The sequence below is a fragment of the Pseudoalteromonas piscicida genome, assembly GCF_000238315.3.
In the GTDB taxonomy this organism is placed as follows: Bacteria; Pseudomonadota; Gammaproteobacteria; order Enterobacterales; family Alteromonadaceae; genus Pseudoalteromonas; species Pseudoalteromonas piscicida.
In genome coordinates this window covers 1029749-1045035 of sequence record NZ_CP011925.1, presented here as the reverse complement: position 1 = coordinate 1045035, position 15287 = coordinate 1029749, and the positions used below count along the sequence as shown (strand labels likewise).

Below are 15287 nucleotides of genomic sequence, written 5' to 3'. Positions count from 1 at the left end.
ACCCGTATTGTAATCGCTTCAACCGCTTTACACTACTGCATTTCTACTTTTGCAAACTTTTTCTTAATAGCTCAGGAGAAAAATGATACTGCTCTTTAGGTTTTCCTCTAAGGCTCATTGCCTTGTAATCAATAGATTGCCAGTTTTTCGCTGACTTTATCCAGTAATAGTCCGCTAGATTTTCCTTGGTGATCACACTTAAGTCAAACGCAAGCTCTGTGTTGTCTTTCCAAAAGGGATGCCCATAATAATGATCGTACACCGAAATCAACGCCCAAGCTCCCATCATAAAGTGCCCGCCAACGGATGCTTGCATCTCATTATGTTCAATAAGGTCAAAAGTATCCGACAACCAATCAAACCCACCAAACACTATTTGTGAAGTGCTTGATGCAGCTGCGGTGATAGCTCCCATCGCCATCAAATCTGACGCACACCAAATCAGGTTTGTTTCTGGATAGCGGTGCAACAATTTCTTAGTCTTATCAAAGGCTTGTTCTTTTGACCACCCGGCATAAACGGTTTGCTGAACCACCACGCCAACTTCATCAAAAAAGCGCTTTGCACCGTTGCTTCTAATATCTGACTCTGTGCCATAGTGACCATTGATAGCAATAGGGTAAATTGTCTCATGACCGTTAGTTTTAGCCTGTTGGTATAGTTTCTTTGCCAGATCATAACCAGCTTGGTCATTATCATGATGCACTTCCCCAAGCCAATACTTATAGTGTTCTTTTGGATTACCTATTGCGAGCCTTTCAGGGCCAGAAATCGTTTCTTCTAAAGTAATATGATTGATCCCATATTTTTCTAAAAGCTTTAGGCTTTCTTCGGCACCACCGGGATAATTAATGAGGATGACGTAATCGGGAGTAGCACGATAACTCAAATATTTTTTAAGCTCAGCGAGCTGTATAATTCGGTTTCCTTCTCCATAAATCACATCTAGTCTAATATCGAATTGATCCGCAGCCGCTTCTGTAATGCCTTGAACGCGCTGCCAAAATGGTTCACCAGGCACAGAAGGATTAACAAACAAGACATTTAAAGACTGTTTAGCATCAACACTAAAACACACCATCCATAGCACTAACCCAATTAGTACTTTTTTAATCATAGCGGGCTCTTCGTAGCACTAGTACCTTCAATAACTTCTCAAATGGACCTTGCTTAAACAGCTTACAATATACCACCGCAAGGGCTAATTGAATTATAGACGCAATTGCAAATGCCGTGAAATAATCCACCCGCTCCCAAGTGCTGATAGCGCTCGGGTTTATAAAGTAAAAATAGCTTACAAACACAATTGACTGGAGAAGATAAAACGAAAGCGCTAGACGCCCAACACATTGGAGACTCCAAAGGTGATGTTTTGCACCTCGCATTGCCGCCTTAATTACGACGACATAAAACAACGCAACAGGTACTGCAAGGATCCAATCTATTCCTTCAAAAAACTCGACGCCTAGCTTACGTTCAAGAACAAAACCAACAAATGATAAAATAATGGCTATCACGGCAAACAAGTTAATTTTATGAACAGGTTCAGTACGCTCTAAATCAAACATTCCACTTCGATATAAACGCATACCGAGTAGCATTAACCCAGCGGTATACCACAAAGTAATAACCGGGATAAGTAAACTGATAATGATAAAGTAAAGGCCATTAAGGGTGAGCAGTTCTAGGTAGTTTGCTGGAATTTGCTGCAAAAACTCAAGGTAGACTTCTGAAGTTCTATTTATTTGTGGTTCTGGATCAATTAACAGCAATAGGCTAATAACAATAGAAGGGGCTAAAATGAACCCTATTGCATAGCGACTTAACTTTTTGTCACTTGCATTAATAAACCGCAGCGCGACAAATCCACTCAACGCATAATTAAATAAAATATCTCCAGGCCAAATCAACACGCCGTGTAACACGCCAAAGACCATTAGCCATGTTAGTCGATGTCTTGCAAGGCTCTGATCATCCTTCTTTGCTACCTGAATGCATAATGCCGCTCCAAATAACATTGCAAATAAGGTTCTGAATCGACCATCAAAGAAAATACTATTAACCATTGCGAAGAACGGATCAAGATAGTGGGCTGTTTGGGCTGGTACATAGCCCAACTCAAAATTGGCCATATGTACCATATTCATGGAAAGCAAGCCAAGCAGCGCGAACCCGCGGATCGCATCCATCGCAATAATTCTATTCATCAATACACACGGTTTTTATACATATCAGCCCAGTTTATCGCAGCAGCATGAAAATCAGGAAGGTTTTCGTCTTTGTAGTTTAGATAACTGCACGCATCCTGCAGAGTCCACCAGCTTCCAGACTCATAGGCTCTAACGATATTTAAAATATAATATAGCGTGTTGGGTTTACCTATCAAAGCATCATGAAGCTGCTCAGGAAAAGGTAGCTTGTTTACAACCTGCTCCATTGGCCTGTCAAGAATGGCATCAAGCAGAGAAAATAACCCTGTCATAAAACTCATATTGGCAAGTCCTGGCGAAATTTGCTGCGCGATAAGCTCACAAAACCGAGAACGAACAATAGAAAGACGTGTTAATTCTGTTGGCTTTCCCTCGGCTACGTGGGCTGTCATAATTAAGTTTACAAACTTTTTTACACGCTCGTTCCCTAAATATACCAAGGCTTGCTTTAAAGATTCGATACGACTTTTGATTGGAAATACGCCGGAATTAATTAGCCGTAGCAGTTTGTACGCAAGCGCAGTGTCTTGAGCAAACAACTCGGCTAATCGTGTAATACTCATATTCGGTTTAAGTGCTTCTTCATAAATAAGCATGACAATCACATAATTGATAGTAATGTCTTTTTGCTCAATCATCTTTGGTTTTGCAAAGAAATAGCCCTGAAAGAACTGAAATCCCATCTTTTTAGCTTGCTCGAATTCTTCTTCGGTTTCGACTTTTTCCGCAAGTAGTTTGATGTTCTTTCGCTCTTTGATCATATCAATCACTGGCACTATGGTGTCCAGCGGATGTTCCATGACGTCGAACTTGATCAGCCTTACGAGCTTTAAGAAAGGTTCCCATTCTTTTGAGTACTCAAAATCGTCCAACGCGAGTCTAAAGTTGCTGTGAAATAAGCCTCTTATCCGCTCATAATTTTGTTTTGTTGGCGGAATAGTCTCCAATAGTTCCAAAATCACATCGTTTGCTGGGAGAAACTCACACAGCTCCTGACGTAACGAGTCTGGACCAATATTAATTAGCGCTTTCTTTCCCGAAGTGAGATATCGCATGCCGAGGTTAAGTTGATTATTCATTATCAGCTTGGCTGTCGCTGCATCATCTGCAATATTTGGAAAGCTATTTTTTACACCATCGCGAAACAACAATTCGTATGCAACAACTTGTTTTTTACGATTAAATATGGCTTGGCGGGCCACAAAAACCTTCAAACAAAAACTCCTTCGTACCTAAAGTGAACAATCGCACTTTTGGTTTAGCAATTTTTAGATTTTAACCCTTTATGATGATAAAGAAAATCAACCTAAGCTATTAAGAATCAAAATAATAGCTTAAAAGATAATGCAAAATGATAAAAAAGAAAGGCCAAAGCTATCTTTTGATACCTTTGACCTAGTTTTTTGTTTAGCAACTGAGCCAATTGCTAAATACTTAACACAGATGAGAAAATTTTTTTATCTACATTTTCGCTATCTATATAATTGTTCGCAGTATTTTTGTGCAACATCGGACCAGTCAAAGCGCTGCATACGAGCTTGCAGCCTGAGTTGTTGATATTTTTCGCTATCGTTCATCAGATCAGCAAGCGCTAATTCAAAAATCGCAATAAGCTGACTACCTTGCTCAGCGAGTGTTTCTCCTTCAAAGCAATAGCCGGTTTCATTGTGTTTTACTGTATCAGATAGTCCACCCACTTTATGCACGATACAAGGTTGTCCAGCGCGCATCGCAAGCATTTGGCTGATACCACAAGGCTCAAAGGAGCTTGGCATTAAAAACAAATCACCTAACGGGTACAGTTGTTCGCCGAGTGCTTTACCATAACCATTTAAAAACAAGACATTGTTATGGCGTGCCATTACTTCGGTAAATAGCTGCTCAAGACTTGGATCACCAGAGCCAACAATCACAATACGTGCTCCTTGGTGCTTGGCTATTTTTGCGATGTCATCGAGCACAATGCCTGATTGGGTAGGCTGTCTTAAAATAAGTGCTTTTTGATCGGTGAGACGACCGACACTTGTAATTAGCTTGCCGCGAAAGGCTTCGTCACGCCAAGCGAGTATGCGTTGGTGGGCAATGTAAAACCGAGATAATACTTGGCTAGATTTCGCCATCCATTGAAACACATGCTGCTCAGCAAGCGCCAAATAGTCAGCAAAAGTTAGATTCTCTTCGTCACCTGACTCATCATACACACAACCGTTTAAAATACCTGCTAACCGTCCTTCATGAGACGCATGCTGCATGTCGCTTTCTAACCCTTCGCCACCAAAAAAACCAAGCTCAGGGTGGCTTGGGATCATCACTTCTTTGGCGTAATTAGGAGAAACAACATGCACTTTGTCTGACAGATTAATAGCCGCTCGCATTGGATTAAAGCAGTGAGGATATTTAGGATCGCAAATACTGAGTCCATCATAGGTGAGTGTAGGAAACCAAGACTCAAGGCTGGAAAAGTCATGATTAAAAGGCCGGATCCCTTGAAGCGCAAGGTTATGCACAGTATAAACCGTCTTTAGCGTCTTTAAGCGTTTGAATCTAGGACTAAACTGACGAAGTACAGCAACAACAGCTGCATGCCAGTCATGTAGGTGTACAACATCTATCTCCGCTACCAACTCATGTTCAATAAGTTCAGCAACTGCCGCACTAAAAAACGCAAATCGATTTGCATCTGTCGCAAAAGGCTGGTGGGGATCATTACAGTAAATAGCGCCGTGATGCTCACTAAACAATGAGTGTGAAATGACATATTGAGTGACATTGTCACTTTCTTCAACAGACCAAAGCGTCGCCGTTTCTAAATGTTGACGAAAAGGGACGGCAATATCAGCGACTAAGTTTCGATTTAAAGCAGCTTGGCCATAATCAGGTGTGACCACCGATACTTTAATGCCAAGCTGCGCCAATGCGTAAGGCACGTCGCGTATTACATCTGCGACGCCCCCCACCTTACAATTTGGCAACCGATCGTTTTCGGCTGCCACTAAAATTACATGCATAGTACCTCTACATGGATCATTTATTATTTTTTTCCGCAAGCTCTGCGAGCATATCTCGGGTCACCAATACGATCCCCTTATTCGACACTCTAAAGCCATTCTCTTTGTCTAAGTCAGTATCGTAACCAATGGTCATCCCCTCTGGTATTTGACAACTGCGGTCAATGATTGCGTTTTTGATTTTGCAGTTACGCCCGATTTTGGCACCCGGCAACACAACGGCTCCTTCAATTTCACAATACGAGTGAACATGCACATTGGAAAACAGCAATGAACGCTTAACCTTAGAGCCAGAAATAATACAGCCACCAGAAACCGTTGAGTCTACGGCCATACCGCGTCTATCATCATCATCAAATATAAATTTAGCTGGTGGTAACTGTTCCTGATAAGTCCAAATTGGCCAATGAGGATCATAGAGATCAAGTTGTGGTTCAGGAGAAACCAACTCCATATTCGCTTCCCAGAATGAATCTAGCGTCCCTACATCTCGCCAATATGGCTGCCCTTCATGTGATGGGTCGCAAAATGGATACGCATACACATTATGCTCTTCTATGATGGATGGGATAATATCATGACCAAAGTCACGACCCGACCCTTCTCGTTCCGCATCCTTTTTTAACTGCTCGAATAAAAACTCAGTGTTAAACACATAGTTACCCATAGAAGCCAAACATACACCTGGCTTTCCAGGGATTGACGTCGGATCTACCGGCTTTTCATCAAAACGACGCACCCGGTTGCTTTCATCTACAGTCATGACACCAAACGTTTTTGCCGCCTCTTCACAGGGCACTTCAATACAACATACGGTCATATCTGCACCTGTCTCAACGTGCTTTGCAAGTAAGCCACCGTAATCCATTCTGTAGACATGGTCACCCGATAAGATCATAACGTATTTGGGAAGCTCATGACGAATAATATCCATATTCTGGAAAACTGCATCTGCTGTGCCGCAGTACCACTCATCACCATATCGCTGTGATGCTGGCAATATCTCTACAGATTCTCCCAGCTCCTTTTTAAAGTGTCCCCATGCGCGATTAACATGGCGAATAAGGGAGTGCGACTTATACTGCGTGGCAATGCCAACCCGACGGATCCCTGAGTTAATGCAGTTAGACAGTGGAAAATCGATAATTCGATGTTTGCCGCCAAAATAAACAGCAGGTTTCGCTCGCCAATTGGTGAGCTCGTGAAGGCGCGAACCTCTTCCACCCGCAAGTATTAAAGCATATGTTTCTCGAGTGAGGGTACTAATATAACGATTCGCATAATTAGGCATTATTTCTTCTCTCCATAACTTTTTTGCGGTGACTACTGCATTGGGCTCAAGCGCCAAATATCATCGCTGTAATCTTGAATTGTTCTATCGCTAGAAAATTTTCCACTTGCTGCGGTATTGAGAATACTCATACGCAGCCAATGTTCCTTGTCTTTGTATGCTTGGGCCGCATGCTCCTGGCTCTCAACATAGGAAGGAAAATCTTGTGCCACTAACCAAGGATCGGTACTACTCTTAATTGAGTTGATTACGTCATCAAAGATATTAGGCTCAAATAGGTTAAAGTGCCCACTTTCGAGCAAAGCCATAACGCGTTTTAGGTCATTGTTGCTTTCTATTATCTTAAGGGGCTGATAATTTTGGCGCACTTGCTGTGCTTGTTCAGCAGTTACACCAAATAAGTAAAAGTTGTCTGCACCAACACATTCTCGTATTTCGATATTTGCACCATCTAAGGTGCCTATGGTGATTGCGCCATTCATCATAAACTTCATGTTGCCAGTGCCAGACGCTTCTTTTCCTGCGGTTGAAATTTGCTCTGATAAGTCTGTTGCAGGGCAAATCACTTCCATTTTTGATACATTGTAATTGGGCATGAAAGCCACTCGAAGATAGGGCCTCGCCGCGGGGTCATTGTTGATAACATTAGCAACATTATTGATTAATTTAATGATCTTCTTCGCCATGTAATAACCAGGTGCAGCCTTACCTCCAAACAGTACGCAACGAGGAACAAGCTCTGCCACATCACCACGACAGATCCGATCGTAAAGATGGATAACGTGCAATACGTTAAGTAGCTGGCGCTTGTATTCATGAATACGCTTGACTTGAACATCAAACATCATAGTTGGGTCAAACTCCACCTGACATTCATGGGCAATTAGCTCAGCCAGACGTTGTTTGTTGTTTTGTTTGACTGTTAGCCACTGCTTTTGGAAGGCGTGGTTATCGTAAAAACGACGTAGTTCACTAATTTTAGAAAAATCAGCTTGCCACCCGTCGCCAATTTTATCGCTGATCAATTGCGCCAGTTCTGGATTACAGTGCGATAACCAGCGTCTTGGCGTCACCCCGTTGGTTTTATTATTAAACTTCTCTGGGCAAAGTTGATAGAAATCGTTAAACAAACCAGCTTTTAATAGCTCGGTATGCAGTGCAGCAACACCATTGACAGAATAACTGCCTACGATCGCAAGATACGCCATGCGAATTTGAGGATGACTGGACTCCTCAATGAGTGACAGCGCACGCTGTTTTTCGATATCACCGGGCCATTTCAGTGCAACTTCCGACAAAAAGCGGGCATTGATCTCATAGATAATTTCTAGCAGCCTTGGTAACAAGCGCTCAAATAAGCTCACAGACCAGCGCTCTAATGCTTCAGGCAATAAAGTATGATTGGTGTATGCCATGGTTGATGTCGTTATCTTCCATGCGGCATCCCATTCCAGCTCGTAATCATCTAATAAAATTCGCATTAACTCTGCTACGGCAATACTGGGGTGGGTATCATTGAGTTGGAATACATGATAATCCGCAAAATCACCGAAATCATCGCCATATTGCTCAACCCACGTTGCGATCACATCTTGCAAGCTCGCGCTGGATAAAAAGTACTGCTGCCTTAGTCTCAGCTCTTTGCCATTTTCACTGGCATCATTGGGGTACAGCACCATCGTTATCTGCTCAGCGAGATTCTTTTTCGCTACCGCTTCTGAGTAACTACCGGCGTTAAATTCGTTGAGGTCAAACTCATCAGTTGCCTCTGAATTTCCATAGTCTTAATGTGTTTACCACCTCATTACGATATCCAGGAACAGGAACGTCGTAAGGCACCGCGAGAATATCTTGCGTATCAAGCCACTCACGATGCTGCCTACCATTTTTGTCGGTATGCACTTCAACATGACCAAAAAACTTAACTCTTCGAGCTTGTTCTGGTGCGGCAAGTTCCCATGGATGACCTTCACGGAGCCAGTTATCTGGCTGTTCTACTTGGTGACCCTGTTCACAGGTTTGGTTAAACATCCCAAATTCATAACGCAAACCGTAACCAACAACAGGAAGGGCTAATGAAGCACAGCTATCCAAAAAACAAGCTGCAAGACGGCCTAAACCACCATTACCAAGACCTGCATCATGTTCAGCCTGCGCGACCTCTTCAAGCTCAGTACAGTATTCTTGTAATGCCGCTTGAACTTGTTCTTCTAAGTCTAGATTTAACACCGCATTAGACAGCGCTCTACCCATTAAAAATTCCAACGAGAGGTAAGCTGCTTTACGCGTCTTTTTACTCTTAATGTGCTCTTTGGTTGCCCGGCAACGGGCGACTAATCGGTCACGAATAGTCAAGGCTAATGCATGGTACAAATACAGTCGCGACTCTCCTACTTTGTCCCGACCTAAGGTGTAGTAAAAGTGACGAGTCAAATCATCACTCAAGGTGTTTTCATCTATCTTTGGTGCATCTTGCCAATGTTTTACGACGCATACTGGCGCACTTTTATTAGCCATGCTTTTCATCCCCTTTGATTGATGTAAATATCCATGCTGACTTAGCTGGAACCTGTAAATATGAATCTAACTCTGGTTTTTGCGGTTCAACCGCGGTGGTAATTGCTTGCTGCCAATGAGATGAAAATGCACTAAACGGCAACTTTATTTGCAATGTACTCTCACTGGCGTTCAATATTATTAGCAGGCTTTGCCCGAGCTGCTGATCGGTGATGGTGTAACTCAACCATTTACGGCTTGGCTCTCGCCACTGTTCAGGCGATAACGGCTTTGCTTGTTCATTAAACCAATTCACCGCAAAACGACTATCACTGTCATGGACATAAAATGAGTGAGAAAAAGCGGCAAATTGCTTACGAAGCGCAAGTAAATCTTGGATAAAAAAAGTTAACGTGTGGTGTTGCTGGTGGTTTTTCCATGCCAGCCAGCTCGTGCAGTTGTCTTGGCAGTAAGCATTATTGTTGCCACTTTGCGTATGTGCCATTTCGGTGCCCGCACAAATCATCGGGATCCCTTTGGATAAAAACAAAGTGAGTAATGCATTTTTCTGCATACTGAGGCGCAATTCATTGATTTGGGGATCGGCACTGAACCCTTCTACCCCACAATTAAATGAAAAGTTTTCACTGTGGCCGTCTCTATTTGCCTCACCGTTTGCTTCATTATGTTTATGCTCGTAAGCCGTCCAATCAAATAATGAGAAGCCGTCATGACTGGTAAGAAAATTTATGGAGTTCAAAGGACCCCGTAAGTTATGTTCAAACAGGTCACTGGAGCCATGAATACGCATCGCAAGCTCTGGCAATACTCCCTCATCGCCACGCCAGAAGCGCCTAACGGTATCTCGATATTTATCATTCCACTCACGCCAAGGAGAAGGAAATTGTCCAAGTTGATACCCACCAGGACCAATATCCCAAGGCTCGGCAATCAGCTTTACTTTGCTAAGCACAGGGTCTTGATGGATCGCTTGCAAAAACGCATGTTGATTTGAAAATCCCGAGGCTTGACGAGCAAGGATCGTCGCCAAATCAAAGCGAAAACCGTCCACCCCCATGTATTCCACCCAATAGCGCAAGCTGTCCAATACAAGTCTTAATACCACTGGATTCGAGATATTTATCGTGTTTCCGCAGCCAGTGTCATTAATGTAGACATTGGGCTTACTCGGCAAGGTGCTGTAATAAGTCAGGTTATCAAACCCTTTAAAGCTTATTGTCGGGCCATCCAAACCACCTTCCGCAGTATGGTTAAACACCACATCCAAAATAACCTCAATACCGGCTTGATGGAGCCGCTCTACCATTACCTTAAATTCGTTGATGTCGTCGTTAACGAGATAACTTTTGTGTGGCGTAAAAAAGTTGAGGCTGTTATACCCCCAATAATTTTTTAGTCCTTTGGTCGTCAGAAACTGCTCATTGATAAACGCATGCACAGGTAGCAGCTCAATCGCAGTAACACCAATATGCTTGAGGTGATCGATAAAAGTTTGTTCTGCAATCCCTAAGTATTTTCCTTGGTGTTTAGTTGGAATATCTGGATGCCTAACAGTTGCCCCTTTAACATGACATTCATAGATCACCGTTTTACTCCACGGCGTCTTGGGTCGCTTCCCTTGATACTTATCAATTGCCGTTACTTTACTCTTTGGCATATCACAGGCGTTATCAGATGGGTTTAAATGGCCTACTGGCAAATGGCAAAAATGCCGTTCACTCCAAGTAAACTCACCAAAAAAGTCGCGGCAATATGGGTCTAAGAGTAACTTATTGGCATTGAAAAGCAGCCCTTTTTCCGCGCTATATTCCCCGTCTACCCGATAGCCATATAAGTCTCCGACTTGTGCTCCCTCGATAAACAATGACCAATTTCCGCCCTCATGCCGAAACATCCCTATCCGATTCACTTCGCTATGGCCGCTTTTGTCGAACAGACACAGGGTTACGCGTTTCGCTTTCGGTGCATAAACACAGAAGTTAACACCTTTATCACTGGCCGTTGCACCCAAGACTTGATGATCGCCGCGATAACTGGTTAGCATGTGCCACCAGATATCAGCTGCAAATACACGGTTGCCAGAGGCGGAACAGTTATATCGATACTTTGCTCAAGGCCATGGCTTGCTATGTTTTTCGATTCAATGAGTTGTTGTTTATGTGCAACGACTCCAACGCCGCTCCCCCAAAACGCTTTGTCATCCGTGTTTAAGATAACTTGATACACGCCCGCTGACGGCACGCCTAAGCGGAATTGAAAATGAGTTTGTGGCGTAAAGTTTGCGATCACCACCAGCGGTGTGACACCATCTCGTCCGTAGCGTACAAAACTAAATATGCTTTGCTCTGCATTCCCTCCATCAATCCAATTAAATCCTGTTGATTTGTTATCACACTCGAATAATTGCGGCGTTGATTTATAGGTCGTATTGAGCGCTTTGACACACTTATACACGCCTTGGTGCGCTTCACTTTCAAGCAACTTCCAGTTAAGTTGTTGGTTATGATCCCACTCCTCTCGGGGGGCAAGTTCAGCGCCCATGAACAGCAACTTTTTACCTGGGTGGGCAAACATAAAGCCATAGTAGGCACGTAAATTAGCGAATTGCTGCCAATCGTCTCCTGGCATTTTGCTCAGTAGCGCACCTTTGCCATGCACCACTTCATCGTGACTTAATGGCAAGATGTAATTTTCAGAATAGGCATACACCATCGAAAAGGTCATTTCATGGTGATGGTACTTGCGATGAATTGGGTCTTTGGACATATAGTTTAGCGTGTCATTCATCCACCCCATATTCCACTTATAACCAAAACCCAAACCATCGTGTTCAACACTGCGAGTAACACCGGGCCAAGCTGTGGATTCTTCAGCGACCATCATAATACCTTCATCAACGCCATAGCATTTGGTATTGACTGATTTGAGGCACTCAATTGCACCTAGGTTTTCACGGCCGCCGTATTGATTTGGCACCCATTCCCCATGTTTTCGGCTGTAATCCAAGTAAAGCATCGATGCCACGGCATCAACTCGTAAACCATCGATGGCGTATTCTTTTATCCAATACATCGCATTCGACAGCAAAAAGCTTTTTACTTCAGCGCGGTCGTAGTTAAAAATATAGGTATTCCAATCTGGGTGAAATCCTTGCCGCTTATCAGCATGTTCAAATAAATGCGTACCATCAAATTTATGTAAACCATGGGGATCTGATGGGAAATGTCCCGGTACCCAGTCGATAAGTAATCCGAGCTCTTCACGATGACAGCACTCAACGAAGTAAGCAAAATCCTCCACGCCACCAAAGCGACTGGTTGGCGAGAATAACCCCACTGGTTGATAACCCCAGGAGCCATCAAAAGGATATTCACTGATAGGCATCAGTTGCAAATGGGTAAATCCTAGTGCCTTTACATAAGGGATAAGGTCATCCGCTAACTCTCGATACGTAAGATAGCGATTACCGTCTTTCTCTCGGCGCTTCCAAGAGCCCAAATGCACTTCATAAATACTAATGGGTGCATTGATTTTATTACGCAGCGCCTTTTTATCATGATCAGCTTGGCTCAATGTGAAAGCCGCAGGTCGAGCCTGAGTTATACTCGCCGTACCCGGTGCTTGTTCCATTTTAAATGCAAAAGGGTCAGCCTTTTCTATGCGCTCCCCCTCAAATGTGGTGATTGCAAATTTATAGCAGCAGTCAACCTCCAGTGCCGGAATAAAAAGCTCCCATACACCACTGGCTGGATGTAATCGCATTGGATGCTGCACGGCCTGCCAATGATTAAACTCACCTATCACAGAAACGGACAACGCATTTGGCGCCCAAACACCAAATCGAAACCCAATTACTCCCTCTATCTCTACTTGATGTGCACCTAGATGCAAATAAGCTTGGGCTTGTGTCCCTTCATTAAATAAGTACAAGGCATCATCAGCCAAGCAACTATCAAAACTATATACATCTCTCCCAGTAACGGTTTGCTCTGGGTAGTGCACTTCAAGAAGGTAATCTTTACTGATGTCATCCGCTTTAAAATCTAATGTGAATAGCGCACTTTTGCGAAACCGTTCAAGAGCGTAGCTGCTATCGCTGGTAAGCACCTTAACTTCTGTCGCACCTGGAATAAAACAGCGCACGACTGAGCGCTTGGCATCTAGCTGGTGTAGCCCTAAAAAGGCAAATGGGTCGCGACACTTACCGGCTTCCAAAGCGGCTAATTGACTGATGTAGTCATCTACTTGGGCGTCTTCTATTTTTGCTCTTGTATTCATCTATTCTTTCCTGCTGGTTACCGCATCTCGGATCAGCGGCCGAGAACTTGCAATAATTTCCGCTGATGTCTGATTAAGTCGCCTTCTCCAGTTTGGATACTCTTGGTCAGTACCAGGAATATTCACTGGTAACTTCTGTTCGTCGAGGTCATCAAACTGAATTGTCAGCATTTTTGCAGGCGACTTGGCGAGTACATTGATCAGCGCCTGATACACATCACGGGCTTCGCTCGCAAGGCTGACATTCACCTCACCATAGCGTCCAAGCCAATGACAAAGCTTTTCTCGCTCAGATGTTCGCTCTTCATCCGCTTTTGTTAGTTGGGGTTCGCTCAATAACTGATATTCACGTTTCAACCTAAGGTCATCATGGCTCCACCAGCCAAAAAATGGCGGGACGTCATGGTTAGCTACCATGAGTAACGCATTGTGCTTATAATGCGAGGGTGCTAAAAACTGACCGTGATAATCCTTCTCGAAGTAAAAAAGAATATTGCTGTATATATGAGACTCATACATTGCTTCTTTGATTTCGATTGGAACAACCCCTAAGTCTTCACCAATGATCATCACTTGATGTTTGACGGACTCAATTTTGAGGATCGCTAAAAGGTACTCAAATGGATAATATACGTAGCAACCTGTTTGCTGCTGATCTTGATAAAAGCACCACCACAACCTTCTTAGGCCCATCACATGGTCAATTCTTAATGCCCCAACACCGGTGATGTTCGCTTGGATCAGCTGTTTAAAAAATGCAAAGCGCTGCGCTTTTAACTTAACGGGGTTTAACGCTGGTAACCCCCAGTTTTGACCGAGCTCTGCCCAAGGGTCTGGAGGCGCGCCCACGCGAGCATATTCGGCATACAAATTTTTATTGCTGTTGTATTCGCTTGAGCCGTCAGCACAACCAACGGCTAAGTCATTGATTAAGCCTACGGCCATACCGGCATTCAGTGCCGAAGATTGGCATTGCGTTAATTGTTCAAACGCAAGCCATTGTAAAAATTTAGCAAAGTCATCGTCCTCAAATGCCTTAAGCTCTTGCTGCTTAGCCTGGCAAAATCGAGCAAAGTCTGCACGCCACGCTCCAGTTTGTTGACACAATAACTGCCACGCAAAACGTAACGCACTAAGCTTACTTTCCATACAGTGAGTCATATCAAGATATGTCGCGTTCAAGTCACTCTTTGAGACGTCTAAATAGCCGGCGAACACACTCACATCTAAGCCAAATTGTTCACACAAAAGCTCTATAGAAATGTAAAAAGGGTGCAGTAGGCGGCGGTCATTTGGGCTGTACGGACTTGCTTTTTCTGGTTCATCAACAAACAACAAATGCAGTGGGTTTAACAAAATATAGTCAACCCCTTCAGCTGCGCTAGCCTCAACTAATTGCTTTAGCTCATAAAAATCCGCACTTAGCTTGCTGCCAGCAGGCTTTAACGAATATAGCTGAATAGACAATCCAAGGAGCTTTTTATGTTGTTCAATTGGGTCATAACACTGTTTAGGCGTCACCCAAAGTTCTGTCTCAAACCGCGCACCATTTAACATTACCTCAGCGCTATGATAACCGACTTCAATCGCGTTTATTGGCACTTCAAGTTGAACATAACGTGTATCTTGATAACGGTAATCCCCAACCGCGACTTGCTTGTTTGGATCGCAAACACAGCAATAACCCAATGCGGGGATCGACACAGTTAATTCGTTAATTTGCAGGCAAGCATCCACTCTTATCGTAATAGTTGGCGTCTCTTTGCAAACCAAAGAAATGGCTTCAACTGGCGTTAACCACTTAGCAATATCCAGCTCAAAATTGAGTGTATTTATTTCATCTAGATTGCTGACATCAACACCGCACTCCTGCAATGCCTGTAGACGAGTTTGGTGATCAAATACCACATGATCACCCGTGTATTTATGGTACTCATAACCAATACCATAGAGATAAAGAAGCTGAGCAATGTTGTCCATTTA

The 15287-nt window shown here is 43.5% G+C and carries 8 protein-coding genes and 1 pseudogene; all 9 read right to left on the bottom strand.

From position 1 onward, the window contains the following. Nucleotides 1-43 precede the first annotated feature (43 nt). The 9 genes and pseudogenes from PPIS_RS23975 to malQ all read right to left on the bottom strand — a co-directional run bounded on the left by PPIS_RS23975 (nucleotide 44) and on the right by malQ (nucleotide 15284). Nucleotides 44-1117, bottom strand: coding sequence for an ABC transporter substrate-binding protein (locus tag PPIS_RS23975; protein WP_010372970.1), 1074 nt, complete (start codon nucleotides 1115-1117; stop codon nucleotides 44-46). Then, nucleotides 1110-2207, bottom strand: coding sequence for a DUF418 domain-containing protein (locus PPIS_RS23970; RefSeq protein ID WP_248694138.1), 1098 nt, complete (start codon nucleotides 2205-2207; stop codon nucleotides 1110-1112). The genes PPIS_RS23975 and PPIS_RS23970 overlap by 8 nt, the downstream gene beginning before the upstream one ends. Continuing rightward, the gene (locus PPIS_RS23965; protein WP_010372977.1) at nucleotides 2207-3424 is read right to left on the bottom strand and encodes an EAL and HDOD domain-containing protein; all 1218 of its coding nucleotides are present in this window, start codon (nucleotides 3422-3424) and stop codon (nucleotides 2207-2209) included. The genes PPIS_RS23970 and PPIS_RS23965 overlap by 1 nt, the downstream gene beginning before the upstream one ends. A 258-nt stretch (nucleotides 3425-3682) precedes the next feature. Continuing rightward, nucleotides 3683-5218: a glycogen synthase gene (locus PPIS_RS23960; protein WP_010372980.1), complete on the bottom strand. Its 1536-nt coding sequence runs from the start codon at nucleotides 5216-5218 to the stop codon at nucleotides 3683-3685. Nucleotides 5219-5234: 16 nt separating this feature from the next. Next, nucleotides 5235-6509, bottom strand: coding sequence for a glucose-1-phosphate adenylyltransferase (gene glgC / locus PPIS_RS23955; protein WP_010372983.1), 1275 nt, complete (start codon nucleotides 6507-6509; stop codon nucleotides 5235-5237). A gap of 32 nt (nucleotides 6510-6541) precedes the next feature. Continuing rightward, nucleotides 6542-9026, bottom strand: a pseudogene (locus tag PPIS_RS23950) (glycogen/starch/alpha-glucan phosphorylase). Beyond that, nucleotides 9019-11070: a glycogen debranching protein GlgX gene (gene glgX, locus PPIS_RS23945; protein ID WP_010372986.1), complete on the bottom strand. Its 2052-nt coding sequence runs from the start codon at nucleotides 11068-11070 to the stop codon at nucleotides 9019-9021. Before glgX ends, PPIS_RS23950 begins: the two are co-directional and overlap by 8 nt. Beyond that, the gene (glgB, locus tag PPIS_RS23940; protein WP_010372987.1) at nucleotides 11064-13304 is read right to left on the bottom strand and encodes a 1,4-alpha-glucan branching protein GlgB; all 2241 of its coding nucleotides are present in this window, start codon (nucleotides 13302-13304) and stop codon (nucleotides 11064-11066) included. Before glgB ends, glgX begins: the two co-directional genes overlap by 7 nt. Further along, nucleotides 13305-15284, bottom strand: a complete 1980-nt coding sequence (gene malQ / locus PPIS_RS23935) for a 4-alpha-glucanotransferase (protein ID WP_010372989.1) — start codon at nucleotides 15282-15284, stop codon at nucleotides 13305-13307. Between the last annotated feature and the right edge of the window lie 3 nt (nucleotides 15285-15287).